At 47.7% G+C, this 15,716-nt stretch carries 17 protein-coding genes; 12 read left to right on the forward strand and 5 right to left on the reverse strand.

Annotated features, from left to right (window positions below; genetic code table 11):
- The first annotated feature begins 60 nt into the window (after positions 1–60).
- The 5 genes from egtB (at position 61) to DC20_RS20085 (ending at position 5,923) form a co-directional block, all read left to right on the forward strand.
- Complete coding sequence (gene egtB / locus DC20_RS20060) at positions 61–1,353, forward strand: ergothioneine biosynthesis protein EgtB (RefSeq protein WP_062545478.1); 1,293 nt, start codon at positions 61–63, stop codon at positions 1,351–1,353.
- A gap of 3 nt (positions 1,354–1,356) precedes the next feature.
- Entirely contained in the window at positions 1,357–2,364 is a 1,008-nt protein-coding gene (gene egtD, locus DC20_RS20065) for an L-histidine N(alpha)-methyltransferase (protein WP_062545479.1), read from the forward strand.
- A gap of 172 nt (positions 2,365–2,536) precedes the next feature.
- The gene (locus tag DC20_RS20070) at positions 2,537–3,631 is read left to right on the forward strand and encodes a pyridoxal phosphate-dependent aminotransferase (protein WP_062545480.1); all 1,095 of its coding nucleotides are present in this window, start codon (positions 2,537–2,539) and stop codon (positions 3,629–3,631) included.
- Positions 3,632–3,972: 341 nt separating this feature from the next.
- Positions 3,973–5,307 carry an MATE family efflux transporter gene (locus DC20_RS20080; protein ID WP_316934513.1) on the forward strand — a complete coding sequence of 445 codons (1,335 nt, stop codon included), beginning with the start codon at positions 3,973–3,975 and terminating at the stop codon, positions 5,305–5,307.
- Positions 5,308–5,374: 67 nt separating this feature from the next.
- Complete coding sequence (locus DC20_RS20085) at positions 5,375–5,923, forward strand: DUF922 domain-containing protein (protein WP_062545482.1); 549 nt, start codon at positions 5,375–5,377, stop codon at positions 5,921–5,923.
- Between the two features lie 116 nt (positions 5,924–6,039).
- On the opposite strand, the gene DC20_RS20090 is transcribed toward DC20_RS20085, so the two are convergent.
- Positions 6,040–7,578 (reverse strand): FAD-dependent oxidoreductase, encoded by a 1,539-nt coding sequence (locus tag DC20_RS20090; RefSeq protein WP_062545483.1) that lies wholly within the window; start codon positions 7,576–7,578, stop codon positions 6,040–6,042.
- Positions 7,579–7,724: 146 nt separating this feature from the next.
- On the opposite strand from DC20_RS20090, the gene DC20_RS20095 reads away from it, so the two are divergent.
- The gene (locus tag DC20_RS20095; RefSeq protein ID WP_062545484.1) at positions 7,725–8,063 is read left to right on the forward strand and encodes a tRNA-binding protein; all 339 of its coding nucleotides are present in this window, start codon (positions 7,725–7,727) and stop codon (positions 8,061–8,063) included.
- On the opposite strand, the gene DC20_RS20100 is transcribed toward DC20_RS20095, so the two are convergent.
- Complete coding sequence (locus DC20_RS20100) at positions 8,056–8,541, reverse strand: DUF4296 domain-containing protein (protein WP_157593301.1); 486 nt, start codon at positions 8,539–8,541, stop codon at positions 8,056–8,058. The genes DC20_RS20095 and DC20_RS20100 overlap by 8 nt on opposite strands.
- A 54-nt stretch (positions 8,542–8,595) precedes the next feature.
- Here DC20_RS20100 and DC20_RS20105 point away from each other — a divergent pair, with 54 nt between their 5' ends.
- From DC20_RS20105 to DC20_RS20125, 5 genes are all read left to right on the forward strand, one after another.
- Positions 8,596–9,477 (forward strand): DUF58 domain-containing protein, encoded by an 882-nt coding sequence (locus DC20_RS20105; RefSeq protein WP_062545486.1) that lies wholly within the window; start codon positions 8,596–8,598, stop codon positions 9,475–9,477.
- A gap of 124 nt (positions 9,478–9,601) precedes the next feature.
- On the forward strand, positions 9,602–10,540 hold the full coding sequence (locus tag DC20_RS20110; RefSeq protein ID WP_062545487.1) for a hypothetical protein: 939 nt from the start codon (positions 9,602–9,604) through the stop codon (positions 10,538–10,540).
- Complete coding sequence (locus DC20_RS20115) at positions 10,521–11,570, forward strand: VWA domain-containing protein (protein ID WP_062545488.1); 1,050 nt, start codon at positions 10,521–10,523, stop codon at positions 11,568–11,570. The genes DC20_RS20110 and DC20_RS20115 overlap by 20 nt, the downstream gene beginning before the upstream one ends.
- A 2-nt stretch (positions 11,571–11,572) precedes the next feature.
- Complete coding sequence (locus tag DC20_RS20120; protein WP_062545489.1) at positions 11,573–12,256, forward strand: YggS family pyridoxal phosphate-dependent enzyme; 684 nt, start codon at positions 11,573–11,575, stop codon at positions 12,254–12,256.
- Positions 12,257–12,283: 27 nt separating this feature from the next.
- On the forward strand, positions 12,284–12,661 hold the full coding sequence (locus tag DC20_RS20125) for a DUF423 domain-containing protein (protein ID WP_062546064.1): 378 nt from the start codon (positions 12,284–12,286) through the stop codon (positions 12,659–12,661).
- Positions 12,662–12,750: 89 nt separating this feature from the next.
- Here DC20_RS20125 and DC20_RS20130 read toward each other — a convergent pair whose 3' ends face one another.
- Genes DC20_RS20130 through DC20_RS20140 form a run of 3 tightly spaced genes read right to left on the reverse strand, consistent with a single transcriptional unit; the run spans position 12,751 to position 15,123 of the window.
- On the reverse strand, positions 12,751–13,197 hold the full coding sequence (locus DC20_RS20130) for a DUF1573 domain-containing protein (protein ID WP_071885659.1): 447 nt from the start codon (positions 13,195–13,197) through the stop codon (positions 12,751–12,753).
- Positions 13,198–13,237: 40 nt separating this feature from the next.
- Entirely contained in the window at positions 13,238–14,665 is a 1,428-nt protein-coding gene (locus tag DC20_RS20135) for an ATP-dependent DNA helicase (RefSeq protein WP_062545491.1), read from the reverse strand.
- A gap of 2 nt (positions 14,666–14,667) precedes the next feature.
- Positions 14,668–15,123, reverse strand: a complete 456-nt coding sequence (locus DC20_RS20140) for a PaaI family thioesterase (protein ID WP_062545492.1) — start codon at positions 15,121–15,123, stop codon at positions 14,668–14,670.
- A gap of 38 nt (positions 15,124–15,161) precedes the next feature.
- On the opposite strand from DC20_RS20140, the gene DC20_RS20145 reads away from it, so the two are divergent.
- Complete coding sequence (locus DC20_RS20145) at positions 15,162–15,647, forward strand: NUDIX domain-containing protein (protein WP_062545493.1); 486 nt, start codon at positions 15,162–15,164, stop codon at positions 15,645–15,647.
- The last annotated feature ends 69 nt before the right edge of the window (positions 15,648–15,716 follow it).

Consider the following 15,716-nt stretch of genomic DNA (forward strand, 5'->3'; position numbering starts at 1 on the left):
ATGAAGGTACAACCTTTCAGTACAAAAGTAGTTTAGAAGGTGTAAATACGTAAAAACCACATGTCCTTCCATCCAACTTACGATACAGGCAATTTTTTATTTCGGTACCAAACCATACGGAAGCAAACGGAGAAGATCTGTGCACCGCTTTCACCTGAAGACACTGTAATGCAACCTATGGTTGACGTGAGCCCGCCTAAGTGGCACCTGGGGCATACTACCTGGTTTTTTGAGACCTTCATCCTGGTGCCGCACCTACCCGGCTACCAGTCATACCATCCCCAGTACGCCTTTCTGTTTAACTCTTACTACAACAGCATGGGGAGCCGGGTAGCCAGATCAGATAGGGGAACGTTATCCCGTCCGCCCCTGGAAGATATCTATGCTTACCGCCGTCATGTGGATGAAGCCATGGAAGAAGCCCTCGGAATGACTTCTTTGCTGGAAAACCCATCAATAGCAGCCGTTATAGAGTTGGGCTTGCAGCATGAGCAACAACACCAGGAACTACTCCTTACCGATATCAAATACATCTTAAGCTGCAATCCTCTGCTGCCTGCTTATTTACCTGAGGTCCCTGCAGTTTCTTCATTGTTTTCTGAAAAACACCTATCAAACGAATGGAGCACTGTTCCTGCTGGTGTATATTCTGTAGGTTATGAAGGCGATGGCTTTTGTTTTGACAATGAACTTAAAGCACACCAGGTGTACATTGCCGAGTTTCAGGCCCGCCGTTCTCTGGTGACCAATGGAGAGTACCTGGAGTTTATAGAGGCAGGCGGCTACTCTGATTTCAAGTATTGGTTAGATGAAGGCTGGCAACTGGCGCAACAGCAGCAATGGCAGGCGCCCCTGTATTGGGTACAACTAGATGGCGAATGGTGGATGTATACCTTACATGGCCTGCTAAAGCTGGACCTGCAGGCACCTGTTACGCACGTGAGCTTTTACGAAGCCCTTGCTTACGCCAACTGGTCTGGTTACCGGTTGCTGACTGAATTTGAATGGGAAGTACTGGCTCAGCTTCATGCTAACCCCGTTACGGATGGAAACTTCATGGAAAGTGAGCTGTACCACCCAGTAGCCGCTGTAATCAGGGATGATTCCACTCAAGTGGCACACCTGCTAGGAAATACCTGGGAATGGACCTATAGCGGGTATTTTCCGTATCCTGGTTTTGAAACAGCACCTGGTGCTTTGGGTGAGTATAATGGCAAGTTTATGGTGAACCAGTTGGTGTTGCGCGGCGGTTCCTGCGCTACTCCACAAAGCCATATCAGACCCACATACCGTAACTTTTTCCACGCTGACAAACGCTGGCAATTCACCGGCATCAGGCTGGCTAAACGATAATTTATGATGACACACGTTACCCAAAGTTCGCTTACCAACCTGCTGCCCACCCGGGTCTCTGATGACAACGGCCTGGCTCAGGATGTGATGCAGGGCTTGAGTCAAACCCCTAAAAAGCTCTCATCCCGTTTCTTTTATGATGCAAAGGGAAGTCAGTTGTTCCAGCAAATCATGGAGCTACCGGAATACTACCTGACCAAGCTGGAGCACCAGATTCTGTCCCAGCAACGAAAGGAAATTCTGTACTCTATAGACATTCAAAAGCCATTCCAATTAGTGGACCTTGGGGCTGGCGACGCTTATAAAACCAAGCTGCTTCTCTCAGAATTGATGGCTTCAAAGGCTGACTTTTCATACGTTCCTTTAGACATCTCAGATGACCAGTTAAACCTCTTGCTGGAGGACATGCACCACCGGTGGCCTACTTTACTGGTTCAAGCCTTAGCCGCAGAATACTTCCAGGGTCTGGAATGGTTAAACCAGAACCAGCGCCAACGCAAAGTAGTGTTGTTCCTGGGATCCAACATCGGGAATTTCGATTTGCCAGACGCCAAAAACTTTCTATGCGCCTTAAGAGAAACCCTTAACCCAGAAGATGCCTTCCTTCTGGGTTTGGACTTGCGCAAAGACCCTGAAAAGATTAGAAGAGCCTATGATGATGCGGCAGGAGTAACCTCAGCCTTCAACATCAATCTCCTGCACCGCATCAACAAGGAGCTAAAAGCAGACTTTGACCTGGACCAGTTCCAGCACTTCGCAGAGTATGATCCTTTAGAAGGCACCATGCGGAGTTTCCTCATCAGCAAGAAAGCGCAGGAGGTTCATATTGGCACCTTAAACCAGACGTTCCATTTTGATGCCTGGGAAGCCATTCATACAGAGAATTCCTACAAATTCTCCTTGAAGCAAGTTGAAGAAATGGCCCATTCCTGCGGGTTCAAAGTACAGGACGTTTTCACAGACAAAACCCATGGGTTTGCTGATGTTCTGCTTAGGCCAGTTTCAAATTAACTTATCAAAGCTTTAATCACTATAGCACAAATGGTAAGAACTTACCATTTGCTTTAAGGATAGTGTCTCATTTCAGGGCTGCTTCTCAAAAAAAAGGGTTTAATTCTGTTTCTAATGAAAGCCATTGAGTAGATTAGGTCCCGCTATTTGTACTCCTAATAGTCATTTTCTTATGGACATTATTCCTTTGCACTTAGGCGTAAGCCATTTCCATACACCTGCCGCAGCCGTAGAGGCTATGCAGGAAGCCATTGCCCAACACAACACTTTTTATGGACCTAATGAGGGGCTGCCGGAACTTAGAAATGCTTTAGCTCAGCGTTACCTGGAAGATGAAGGGGTGCCAATGCCGGCAGAGCAGATTCTAATTACTCATGGAGCCAAACATGCGATCCATCTGTACCTCCATAGCTTGCTGCACCCCGGAGACGAAGTAGTAGCGCTGGCCCCCTACTGGTTTGCATTTCCGGAGCTAATTAGGCAAAGTGGCGGAAAACTAGTTTCTGTGTCTGCTAATCCAGAGCAAGGCTATTCCTTGAACCTGGAAGCGCTTCGGAGAAAATTGAACCCAGACACCAAACTGTTAATCCTGACCAACCCTGGGAACCCCACCGGAAAAGTGTATTCAGTGGAGGAGCTACAGGAAGTAGCCAGGCTGCTGGGGGAGTTCCCTAATTTGCATGTGCTGTCAGATGAAATCTATGATGGTTTAGGTTTTGACAAACCAGTTCCCTCCTTTTTACGGTTTGAGCACCTGAGAGATAGGGTTGCGGTGGTAAATGGTTTCTCAAAGTCTTTCGCAATGTCTGGCTGGCGTGTAGGTTACCTGATTGCCCCATTTCAGATTCTGCACAAAGCCACCGAACTGCAGCTAAAATGGATTTCAGGAGTTTCGCCGTTCCTGCAAGCTGGGGCAGCCGCCGCCACCCGGAACCGTCATCAAATCTGGAAACAGTTCCGTGAGGATCTAGAAGGCAAACGCGAGTTGATGAGAAAAGAACTGGACAAGATGCCGAAGCTCAAGTTTACAGTTCCGCAGGCAGGCTATTATTATACCTTACAAGTTGAGGGATGTCTTTACCCTCAGAATCCTTCCTCTCCTTTTCAGTTGGTAGAGGAATGGGCTGCAGCTTTGAAAGACCAGGTAGGTTTAGAAGTGCTTCCGGGCACCAACATGGGCATGGCCAATGCTGTAAGAGTTTCGTATGCACTGCCTCAGGCAATATTAGAAAGTGCTCTTATGCGCTTGAAGGCTTTTGTTTCCTAATCTTAAACTCATTCAAATAAACTTTCACAGTATGGCTGCCAGGTTTACACCAAGAAAAACTCCGCCTATCTGCTAACCTACCTTTTGCGCTTACAGACTTTGTTTCTACAGCCCATATAAGGCATGAGCTCATCAAGTCATACAAAAAGAGCTAAAGCTGCCTTGATAAAGGCAATTTCACAAAGCCTTGTTTGTAAGAAAAAGAGTACCACAGTTGCTTTTCAGGTTGTCCCAGTAAAGCATATTCATTTATTTCTCCTCTTCTTTCCTCAAGCTTTTGAGCGGGATAGGTTTAAGAAAATAGCCTTACCTTTGCGGGCTGTTTCTAAAAACCTCCCTTTGTGATTTTCTCTGCCCATTACCGTGAACATTATAAAAGCACCTTCTGGCTGGCCTACCCAGTGGTATTAAGTCAGTTGGGGCACATTTTGGTTTCTGTGGCAGACAGCGTAATGGCAGGGCGAATTGGAACAGTGCAGTTAGCGGCAGCCTCGTTGGGGAACAGCATCTTCACCATTGTCCTGGTCTTTGGCTTGGGTATTTCTTATGCCATTACTCCCTTAGTGGCCCGTGCCGATGGCCGGAAGAATCATACGCGAATTGCGTTGGTGTTATTAAATGGCCTGGTGCTGAACACACTCATTGGTATTCTCCTCTTCCTGGCTTTTTGGGGCTTATCGCCTTTTATAGCTTATTTAAATCAACCGGAGGAAGTGGTGCGTTTAGCAATCCCTTACGTGAACGTCCTGTTTCTCTCCATGGTACCCCTCATGGTGTTCCAAGCTTTTAAGCAATTCGCGGAAGGTCTATCCCTCACCAAACAGTCTATGTACATCTCCATTCTGGCCAACGTGATCAATGTGGGCCTGAATTACGTGCTTATCTACGGTAAGCTGGGCATGCCAGCTCTTGGTTTGAACGGTGCCGCCTGGGCTACCCTTATATCCAGAATACTAATGGCAGGCATGATGGCGATGTTCATTTTCATGTCGCCACGCTTTGCAAGGTATAGAAGCTATCTGCACCTTCAGAGCATTTCCTGGTCACACATGACCCGGATGTTCAAAATAGGTTTTCCTATTTCTTTGCAGATGATCTTTGAAATGGGCGCCTTCAGTTTCTCGGCGGTAATGATTGGCTGGCTGGGTGCAAGAGATTTAGCTTCGCACCAGATTGCCTTAAACGTGGCGTCCGTAACCTATATGATGGCCAGTGGTATCTCAGCGGCAGCCACCATCAGGGTAGGAAAGCTCAGGGGATCAGGAGATGCACACGGGATTCATACCGCCGGGTACAGCAGCCTCATTATGGGAGCCATGTTTATGGCCACCAGTGCCTTGCTGATCATCCTTTGTAAAGATTTGATCCCGCACTTCTACGTGAAAGACGTGACGGTACATGCCCTGGCCGCACAGTTACTCATTGTTGCAGCTGTCTTCCAGCTTTCTGACGGGGTACAGGTAGTGGCATTAGGTGCTTTGCGTGGCTTGGAAGACGTAAAAGTACCCAGCATGATCTCGCTTTTCTCCTACTGGCTTATTGCTTTGCCTTTGGGGTATGCGTTAGGGTTCTGGGCGAACTTAGGTGCCATTGGCATTTGGTTGGGGCTTCTGACGGGCCTAACTTTTGCAGCAGTTTTATTATTTTTTAGATTCAGGAAGTTTAGCCCGCAATAATTTTTTTCGTAGGTAGTTCATATTGGAGGAAACTCCTTTGCGGAAGGAGTGTGTTACCCGAGCAGCTATGACCTTTTCATTTCTACCCCTTTGGATAAGCGCGCTGTTTTTCGCCTCTTTTCCAGTAACTAAACCCAAAACGCTTGCCCCTTCTGCTGACATCCCCTGGACGGTTCGGAAACGACTGACCTGGGATGATTTTGCGGGCAACCCTGCGCCCGAAAACCGCCACCACGCCCTCACTTCTACCAACATGGAGATGAAGGTAAAATGCGAGAACAACCAACTCAAGTTTAAAGTGGAAGCTGTTTTCAACCCAAAGGAATCCTGGACCCGTAACAAAACCTCCGTTTTGCTCCTGGCCCATGAACAACTCCACTTTGATTTAACAGAGCTCCATGCCCGCCAACTCCGCAAACGTTTGGCGGAGCTGCCCAATGCCTGCAACCGGGGCGCAGCAGACCTAAATAAATACGCGACGGAGGCTTTCAACAAATGGCACAAAGAGCAGGACCTCTATGACCAGGAGAGCCGCCACGGGCTTGATAAAGAAAAACAAATGGAGTGGATTGCCTCAGTAGAGATCCGGCTGAAGCAATTGGAAGCTTATAAGTAAGCTTTACCTGTTTCAATATAACCCTTTAGTTATAAGCCATATATATAAAGAGGGGTTTACGTGCTGATTTGCTAAATCACCACGTAAACCCCTCACCTCTTTAAAACTGTTCTCTTTTAAAGTTTCTCTAAGTCTTTTGGCGCAGGCCCTGCTACTACTTTCCCGTACGGGTCAAAGCGTGAGCCGTGGCATGGGCAATCCCAGGAATTCTCCAGATTGTTCCAGTGCACAATGCAGCCTAAGTGCGTACATACTGCTGAACATTCATGCCGTTGCCCTTGGGCATCACAGTATACGGCTACTTTCCCAACGCCTTTCTGCACCACTACTCCGGTACCGGGGGCAATGACCTCTTCTTCTTTGTTTCCGGGTTTTACCCAATCTAAATACTGGCCAGCTACGTTCAGGTTCTCTTTCAGGAACTCCTTGGCAGAATCAGTAGATAAGGTGACCCGGCCCGGATCATAGAGTTTTTCCCAAGGGTTAGCCCGTTCCAGAATCAGGTCGGTGATGAGAATACCAGCTATAGTGCCGTGGGTCATCCCGTGTCCTGAGTCACCGGTGGCGATGTACACGTTTTTACTGTCGCCGGGATTCCGGCCTATGAAGCCCATGAAGTCAACCGGTTCCATCACCTGCCCAGACCAGCGGAACACGACGTCTTGCACCATGGGGTATTTCTTACGGGTCCATTCTTCCAGGCAGTCAAAACGCTCCCGCTCATCGGTTTCACTTTGGCCCGTTTTGTGATCTTCCCCGCCTACAATCAGAATCTCGCTGTCCAGGTTTTCCTCACCTGCAATTGAGCCAAGCCGAACATAATGGTATGGGTCAGAATCATCCCAATACAAGGCAGTAGGTACGGTCCTCTTGGGCACCCTGGCACCTATCACGTAGGTTCTGTAAGGCGCCTGCTTTGTGTGCATGGTCACCTGGTCATTCACTGGGGTGTTGGTACATACCACCAAATGGTTGGAGGTGACAGAGAAACCAGCATCGGTTATGACCCTGTTAACCCTACCCGTGTCAAACTCGGTAACGTGGCTGTTGGTATAAATCTCTCCGCCATGATCCAGGATGTACCGGCTCAGCACTGCCAGGTATTTCACCGGATGAAACTGGGCCTGGTGCGGGAACATCAAACAAGGCCCGTCGCTTACAGAAGGCAGTGGGCACTGCTTCAGTTTCACCACATCCATGATGCCCAGTTCATGACAAGCGGCAAGTTCCTGGTCTAACTGGTCTTCTGTGTCAGTTGCCCCTAAAAACAGATACCCCGGAAGATAGGTGAAGTCGCATTGTATCTTCTCGTCTTTGATGATCTGTTCTATTCTATGAATGGCTTCCCGATGGCTCTCATAGGCTAACAAGGCCTGAGGCTTACCAAAGACTTTATTTAATTTAGAGAATCGGTCATCTAAAGCCCACGAGAGGTGCGCAGTGGTGCGGCTGGTTTCTCCACCACAGATTTCTCCGGCATCCACAACCACCACTTTTTTTCCTTCTTTGGCTAATAAGTAGGCAGTGGTCAGGCCAGAAATTCCGGCTCCTACCACACAAACATCTGTGGTTACGTTACTGGCTAAGGCTTGGGTGACCGGCATTTCCACGCCCGGCTGCCAAACCGATAAAGTTGTTCCCGTATTGTTTTTCATAGTTTTGGTGAGGTGTAGATGGAAGCGGATCTATCTGAAAGTCCACCTCTTGAGGTACGCACACCTGCCTTAGAGGTTTCTACGGATAAGCCAATGGTATTTGTCACTTACCGCAAGAGCCCTTACCTTGTCAGGTAAAAAAGCGCATGGAAAACAAGATCATTTGGGAACAGTTTACGGCCGTAGACCTACGGGTAGGCACCATTGTGGAAGCATCTGCCTTTCCTGAAGCCCGAAAGCCTGCCTATAAACTACGTGTTGATTTGGGCGAACTAGGCATTAAGAAGTCCAGCGCCCAGATTACGCAGCGCTACACGGTAGAGGAATTAGTAGGAAAACAGGTGATATGCGTCACCAACTTCCCTTCAAAGCAGATTGGCCCCTGGCTTTCAGAGGTACTGGTAACGGGGTTTGAAGATGAGGAAGGATTTATTGTTCTGGCGCAGCCTCAGGCACCAGTCCCCAACGGCAAACGCCTTATTTGATCATTCTTTTACCTCTTTTTTGAAGAGCCTTCAAAGAGTCTGGCAAGGTCAGTCTTCTGAATTTAGTAGCAACAGCCTGAGCTGTATCTGGTGAGGTAGGTTGAGTTTTAGAGGAATCAGCAGCTGTAGCCAATGATTTAGCCGTTAGTTTTGCTTCTCTTACGCTCAAACTGTCTAGCACCACTTCATAGATCTTGTCCAGCTGCTCTGGTTTAGACAGGTAAAAATCATAGCTGTGCTTGAAGGCACTATCAGAAACAGCGTGGCGTTTTAAGATCAGTTTATGCGCTTGCTTATAGGCGACCCTTGAAGAATCATAGTTAGGGAAAGAACGGCCAATAACAGCCTCAGTGAGTTGAACGTCTATCATGATGCGGGTCATCTTCTCCTCTGAAATAAGATCCGCTGGCTTTTCTTCTTCCGGGGTGCAGGAGAAAAGTGCCAGTGGCAGTAAAAGGAGGCACAAACGTTTTTTCACGCGGTTGTTCGTAAGTTTGGGTAATTTTGCGGGCTGCACAAACCTTAAACAGGTATGAAAGACTTGGTCAGGAAGCTACGAAAGTACGAGATACAGATAAGAAAGGCAATTGACGCCCAAATGCAGGGCGACTTCAAATCTGTGTTCAAAAGCTCTGGCCTTGAATTTGATGACGTTCGCGCTTACCAGTACGGAGATGATGTGCGCTCTATTGACTGGAACGTATCAGCGAAGGGCCATGGTACGTTTGTGAAAACCTACCGCGAAGAAAAAGAACAAAACGTGTTCCTGCTGCTGGATGTGAGCGGTTCCCATGCACTAGGTACCCCTGGTTCCCAGAAGATGGACATCGGGAAAGAAGTGGGCGGAATTTTGGCTCTTTCAGCTTTGCAACAGGGAAGCCAATTGGGCATGATATGTTTCAGTGACGGGAAGGAACGCTACCTGAAACCGGGCAAAGGTAATGAGCACGCGTATACGCTAATCAAGACTTTAGCGGAGCTGAAACCTCAGTCACTTAAAACTAATATTGGGGCTGGTATTAAAATATGTTTGAACGTGGTGAAGCGCAAAAGCATCATCATCCTGATCTCTGATTTTATAGACCTGAACTATGAGCGTGAACTCATCATGCTGGCCAAAAAGCATGACCTAGTGGTATTGCAACTCATGGACAAGCGGGAGATTGATTTTCCTAAATTAGGCATAATTCCCCTGCTGGATAAAGAGACAGGAAAAACCATCTGGATCAATACTTCCTCCAAAGCTTTCAGAGACCGCTACCTTCTCCCTTATCTCCAGAACCAGGAAAGATTGGCCAAAATTTGCCGTCAATACCAGGCAGATTTTCTGCCTATTTATGTGGAGCAGGATTATGTACCCCAGCTCCTTCAACTATTTAGGTCTAGAAACAGAACTATGAAACGCGGTTCATAACCTTTTAATTTACAACTATTTAAGCCTATTTATCCATTAAATATCTTCAAAACAGATAAGCATAAGACCTAACATCAATAACTTTAAGAATGCCCATCGGGATATTTCCCGATTTCAAAATACTTTGAAAGAATCATACCTGAATAAAACAAAAGCCTTGGTTTGGCTTTTGTTGTGTTTTCTGCCCTTTCCCTCTTGGGCACAGCTTCCGGCTATTACGGTAGAAGGGTTCTTTCTGCGCGATTCTGTTGAATTAGGGCAATCCATCAAATATGTGCTGCTCTCTCGGCATTCGCCGCAGGCTGAAGTAATTTTCCCCGATACCTCTGCCCGGTTCGCTCCTTTTGAATTAGTCCGAAAGGATTTTTTCCCCACCCGCACTGTGAAGGGTATCAGTACAGACAGTACCGTTTATACTCTCCGCACCTTTACTTTAAAACCAATACAGTCTCTGCAACTAACGGCACAGTTGTTTTTCAGCGGAGATACGCTCAACCTTACTACTCCAAGAGATTCGGTGGTGCTCATTCAGAATGTTACCACGGTGCAAGAGCCGCTGCTTCTGAAATCCGCCACCCAGTTACGGCCGGTTCCGGAGCAATTCAATTATTTGTATTGGGCCTTGGGCGCTGTAGCTGCCAGTATTCTGATTGGAGGAGTATGGGCCCTCTTTGGAAAAGGCATTAACTTAAGGTATAAATTGTACGTGCTGCAGAAAGACCAGGCTCAGTTTCAATCGAGGTTCCAGACCTCCAGAGAGCGCTTTCAAAGAGGTAAAACGCTGGATCAACTAGAACGTGCCATCATCTTATGGAAGAACTACTTAACTAAATTGGAAGACACAGCTATTAACTCCTTTACTACCAAGGAAATTGTGACCTACTATGACGAAGACGAGCGGGTGAGCAATGCCTTGAAAGTCTGTGACCGGGCCATCTACGGGAACATTATTTCTGATGATGAGGCAGAGGAGACCTTCGCCCTGAACCAACTAGCTGATTTCTCCGCTTCCAGATACGTGTTAATAAGAGACTACCTGCGCAATGTGGCAAGCTCCCGCTGATTTCTCCTGGCTTAATGTGAGCTGGTTTTCATGGCGCACTTGGCAATCATATGACTGGGCGAACCAAGGATTCCTATACGCCCTCTTACTGGTGCCAGTGCTTTTTTTCCTAAGGTGGCTCTTTTACGTGCGCTTCCGAAAGAAAATGGATGTAGCCTTGTTTGAGGGAAATATCACCTGGCACTGGACCAGTATTTTGCGCTACATCCCTGATGTAGTGTTTGGTTTATTCCTGATGCTGGTGCTGGTAGCGCTGGCCCGTCCCCAAAAGACGGATGAAACCGTAGAACTCTCCTCTGAAGGCATTGACATTGTACTGGTCATGGACGTTTCAGGCTCTATGGAATTAACCGATTTTCTGCCAAACAGGCTTGAAGCGGCAAAGGAAGTAGCTTTGCAGTTCGTGAATGGCCGCGTACAGGATAGAATTGGGCTGGTGGTCTTTGCTGGTAGGGCCTTTTCCCTCTCTCCTCTAACCACTGACTATGACCTGGTGCGGGAAAGCATCAAAGGCATTCACCTAAACATGGTTTCAGAAGACGGTACCGCCATTGGAAGTGCATTGGCCGTGGCTCTTAACCGCCTTCGTGAATCAAAGGCCAAATCAAAGGTGTGTATACTCATCAGTGACGGGGAAAACACCGCTGGTAGTTTGGACCCAGAGTTGGCTGCGCAACTGGCGCACGCCTTTCATGTAAAGCTGTACACGGTGGGCATTGGCAAAGAAGGAACGGTCCAATTGGCACCTGATTCAACGGGTAAACCTGTGACCGTGCAGACCGGAATGGAGGAAAAGACCCTTCGGCAACTGGCCGCCCTGTCCGAAGGCCAATTCTTCAGGGCGCAAAACGCCAATACCCTCACCCAGATTTTCCAGCGTATCAATACGCTGGAGAAAACCGAAATTAAAGAAACCCGCTACCGCGACACCCGTGACTATTACCAGATATATTTGCGGTGGGCCATTGTCATGCTGTTGCTGTGGCTCTTGCTTAAAAACACCTTTTTCACCAATGCGTTAGAAGATTGATGATGTCTATTCAAGAAAGCATAAAAGATTTCCAGAAGCGATTGGAAGGCACCAACTGCCAGCTCATTGCCGTTTCTAAAACCCACCCGGTAGAACTGATTCAGGAAGCGTATGAGGGCGGGCAACGTGCCTTCGGGGAGAACAAGGCCCAGGAGATGAAGGACAAACACCCGCAGCTTCCGGCAGATGTGGAATGGCACATGATCGGGCACCTGCAAACCAATAAGGTCAAGTACATCGCTCCGTTCGTGCATCTCATCCAATCGGTTGACAGCTTGCGTTTACTGCAGGAAATAGACAAACAAGCCCAAAAACATAACCGGGTGATTGATTGCCTGCTGCAGTTTTACATTGCCGAAGAAGACACCAAGTTTGGGTTAGATCTGGAAGAAGCGAAACAGCTCCTTGGCTCTGCTGATTTTCTGAGTTTGCAAAATGTGCGCATCTGCGGAGTCATGGGCGTAGCCACCAATACCAATGACCAGCAGCACCTGCAACGAGAATTCGTCCGATTAAGAGGATACTTTGAAACCTTGCGAGAAAACTTTTTTCCCAACGCTCTTCATTTTAAGGAAATCTCTATGGGCATGAGCTCAGACTACCAACTAGCCATTGCTGAGGGCAGCACCATGATTAGAGTGGGCAGCGCCATTTTTGGCAACCGCAACTATTCAGTACCTCTTTAACTTTTAACGTATTTTCAGAAAATGACCATTAAAACGATATTGATCTTGGGTGCCCTTCTAAGCGGGTTGGGTGTGATGATTGGGGCCTTCGGGGCACATGGGCTTTCTAAGCTTCTCACCGAAACTGGCCGCACCGAAACGTTTGAGACGGCCGTCAAGTACCAGATGTACCATGCATTGGGGCTGCTGCTGGTAGGTGTGCTCATGACGCAATTTCCAGCCGCTTCGGGTTTGCGGTTTTCTGGTATTTGTTTCTTAATTGGAATCCTGATTTTCTCCGGCTCTTTGTATATCTTATGTCTAACCGGAATTAGATGGATGGGCGCTATTACTCCCATTGGCGGCTTATTCCTTATTGGCGGATGGTTGAACTTGGTATGGGCTTTGGCGAAGAACCTGCCTTAACTATTTACTACCTAAATAAACAGAAAGCGCCTCTCCTGCTTAGCAAGAGAGGCGCTTTCTGTTTATTTCTAGAAAAGCAGTGCTTAAACCTAATTGGCGGAAGCAATGGTAGAGGAAAACACAATTTGGGCATTGCCCTGCACTGCGTTAGACTCTACTATAAGCACTTTGTTTTGCTGACCGCGTTTTTTTGCACTGTCAAAGCGGGCCTTAATGATTGCAGTTTCGCCGGGCATCACTGGAGCCTGAGGATATTCTGAAACGGTACAACCGCAAGTAGTTTTTACATCATATATGATAAGAGGAAGCGTGCCATTGTTCGTAAACTTAAAGCCATGCTCTATGACATCACCCTGTTTGATCTCCCCGTAGTTAAACTTAGGCTCGTCAAAAAGCATAGACGGACCTACCGGAACAGGAGCTGGAGCAACTATTGGAGCTACCGTGGTAGTAGGCTTAATGGCAGTAGTGTCTTGCGCCATAGCAGCCGAACCGCCAAAAAGCAGGAACAATGCGCCAATGAATATTTTCTTCATAAAGTGATGTGTTGTGTTCAGGTTGCCAAAGCGAAGATACTCAATCTTCTTCACGTTCAGGTGCATTTTCCAGCAATTTCTCGTTGAAGTTCACCAGGAACAACTGATCTGAAGCCCGTGTTGCAGCCGTGTATAACCAGCGGGCGAACTCCTGGCTCACCAGATTATCCTTCAGAAAACCATGGTCCACGAAAACGGCTTGCCATTGACCACCTTGTGCTTTGTGGCAGGTGAGCGCGTACGCAAACTTCACCTGAAGGGCGTTCAGGTACTTATCCTGGCGCATTTCCTGAGATCTGGCTCGTTTGCTGGTGATGTGCTGGTAATCCACTAACACCTGTTGGTAAAGCTCTTTGTTTTTATCGGCGGGCAAGGCTGGTGCCTCCGAGAACAAAGTGTCCAGCATAATCTTGGTGTCTAGCTCTTCCTCATTGGGATAATCCACAAACCGGATGCGGACATCCGCGAAGCGCAGGCCGTACATCTCCTCGTAGCGGATGATCTTGGTAATCTCCACAAAGTCTCCGTTAGCCATGAACCCAATACTGGATTCCTTGGGTAGCCACGTGTAGTTGTTGCGCACAATCATGAGGTAATCGCCTACTCCAATCTCGTCTTCGGCAAAGAAGATCTGTCGGCGGATGTGCTGGTTGTACAGGTTCGCGGTTTTGTTTGAACGGCAGATGACGGTGGTGTTATCAATGCCAAACTTGTCATAAGCGTACCGAAGGCCGTCTTCCAGTTTATCGCCCCGCATAGAGAAAATATCCCTAAATCCGCGGGTCTTAAACGCTAATTCAGGTTGCTCTTTGATCAATTCATTCCGCAGGCGGGTGGCATTCATGAGAATCCCAGACTCCTCAGCCTGGCGCATTACTTGCCGCATCTCCATTTCGTGCACATGGCACTGGAAATTGCTTTGCAGATAAGCCGCATCCAGAGACGGACTGATGGTCTGGTTCACCGGGGGCAACTGGGCCGTATCGCCAATGAGCAGCAATTTATTGCTGGTTTTCTCAAAAACGTATCCCATCAGGTCCTGCAGCAAGCCATTATCTCCAAACGCTTTGTCGTCAGAGATCATGGAGGCTTCATCTACAATGTAGATCACCTGCTCGCTTTTGTTTGGTTGACGGGAAAAAGCCAGACCATCTGAATACGGGTTGGCGGTTTGCTTATAGATTTTCTTGTGGATGGTTGATGCCGGCTTGGCCGAATAGGTTGACATCACCTTGGCTGCCCTTCCGGTAGGAGCGAGCAGCACATATTTGTAACCGAAGCTGTTCAGGATTTTCACTAACGCGCTCACCACCGTGGTTTTACCCGTACCTGCAAACCCCTTTAATAAGAACACCTCTTTCAGGCCAGTCCGGCGCATAATGAAGTGGTCCAGCTTTTGGAACAGGTTGGTCTGGTCTTGGGTGGGTTCAAAAGGAAAGTTCTTGCGGAGCGCTTCTGCTGGGGTCATAATTAGTTCTGGGAAGTGGCAGCTTCGGGCCGGATAGTGGCCATCGTTGCCGAGGCCTTGGCGATCAACTTCTTCGCGCCAGCACCATCTATACTAAAGATTTCTGCTTCACAAAAGTTCAACGTTCTGCCTTGTTTCAAAACCCACCCTTTGGCAAAAAGGGCAGTTCCCAGACCCGGGTTCAGATAAGATATCTTCAAATCCGAGGTGACCACGTGCTGGTTAGCAGGTACAAGCGTAACCGCCGCAAATCCCATGACAATATCTGCCAGGGTGGCAATTACCCCACCGTGCGCGAAGCCTTTGTGCTGTTTATGCTTTTCTTCCAGAATAAGTTTACCTTCAATTAAGCCTATTTCTATGGTTTCTATTTCAAAACCCAGTAAATGCATGTAAAATTGCCGCTGAAGTTTTTCTTTTACCGTACTTGTAAACTCAGGATTGAACGTCTTTAACATCTGGCAAAAGTACTGCCTGAAGACACGCCCTACAACTTATGGAGAACATTCATCCGCTTGCGGAACAATACTCATCTAAAACCAGAGTCAGAGTTTGTGGCTTGCTGGTACAAGACGATAAATTGCTTTTAGCCCGTCACAAAGCCGCCTTTGGCGAAGGTAATTTCTGGATGCCCCCCGGTGGTGGGCTAGATTTCAGTGAGAAAGTTAAAGATTGCCTGAAACGTGAATTCCACGAGGAAACCGGTCTGGATGTTGAAGTGGGCCGTTTTTTATACCTTAATGAGTTCTTACGTCCGCCTCTGCACGCTATTGAGTTATTCTTTGAGGTAAGGCTGATGAATGGGACTTTGGCTTTAGGAACAGATCCGGAGCATGAACCACACGAACAGCTTCTGGAAGAGGTGAGATTTTTAGGCATCCGCGAAATCTTCAAGATTAAGCGCGATGAACTACACCCCATTCTGCACGCATTGGTAAACCTGGATGATTTGTTTATCCCTCGTCAGGTGTTTCTTGATTGATCCTTTTCTTACTCATTACCATAAAACAAGATGCCTGTTTAGTGGCCGCTTTCATAAAAACAGCCCCTA

Origin of the sequence: Rufibacter tibetensis (assembly GCF_001310085.1) — a bacterium.
Taxonomy (GTDB): domain Bacteria; phylum Bacteroidota; class Bacteroidia; order Cytophagales; family Hymenobacteraceae; genus Nibribacter; species Nibribacter tibetensis.

Excerpts from the sequence above, each read along its gene's own strand:
- egtB (WP_062545478.1), top strand. The coding sequence starts at position 61 with ATGTCCTTCCATCCAACTTACGATACAGGCAATTTTTTATTTCGGTAC.
- egtD (WP_062545479.1), top strand. The coding sequence starts at position 1,357 with ATGATGACACACGTTACCCAAAGTTCGCTTACCAACCTGCTGCCCACC.
- DC20_RS20070 (WP_062545480.1), top strand. The coding sequence starts at position 2,537 with ATGGACATTATTCCTTTGCACTTAGGCGTAAGCCATTTCCATACACCT.
- DC20_RS20085 (WP_062545482.1), top strand. The coding sequence starts at position 5,375 with ATGACCTTTTCATTTCTACCCCTTTGGATAAGCGCGCTGTTTTTCGCC.
- DC20_RS20090 (WP_062545483.1), bottom strand. The coding sequence starts at position 7,578 with ATGAAAAACAATACGGGAACAACTTTATCGGTTTGGCAGCCGGGCGTG.
- DC20_RS20095 (WP_062545484.1), top strand. The coding sequence starts at position 7,725 with ATGGAAAACAAGATCATTTGGGAACAGTTTACGGCCGTAGACCTACGG.
- DC20_RS20105 (WP_062545486.1), top strand. The coding sequence starts at position 8,596 with ATGAAAGACTTGGTCAGGAAGCTACGAAAGTACGAGATACAGATAAGA.
- DC20_RS20115 (WP_062545488.1), top strand. The coding sequence starts at position 10,521 with ATGTGGCAAGCTCCCGCTGATTTCTCCTGGCTTAATGTGAGCTGGTTT.
- DC20_RS20120 (WP_062545489.1), top strand. The coding sequence starts at position 11,573 with ATGTCTATTCAAGAAAGCATAAAAGATTTCCAGAAGCGATTGGAAGGC.
- DC20_RS20130 (WP_071885659.1), bottom strand. The coding sequence starts at position 13,197 with ATGAAGAAAATATTCATTGGCGCATTGTTCCTGCTTTTTGGCGGTTCG.
- DC20_RS20135 (WP_062545491.1), bottom strand. The coding sequence starts at position 14,665 with ATGACCCCAGCAGAAGCGCTCCGCAAGAACTTTCCTTTTGAACCCACC.
- DC20_RS20140 (WP_062545492.1), bottom strand. The coding sequence starts at position 15,123 with ATGTTAAAGACGTTCAATCCTGAGTTTACAAGTACGGTAAAAGAAAAA.
- DC20_RS20145 (WP_062545493.1), top strand. The coding sequence starts at position 15,162 with ATGGAGAACATTCATCCGCTTGCGGAACAATACTCATCTAAAACCAGA.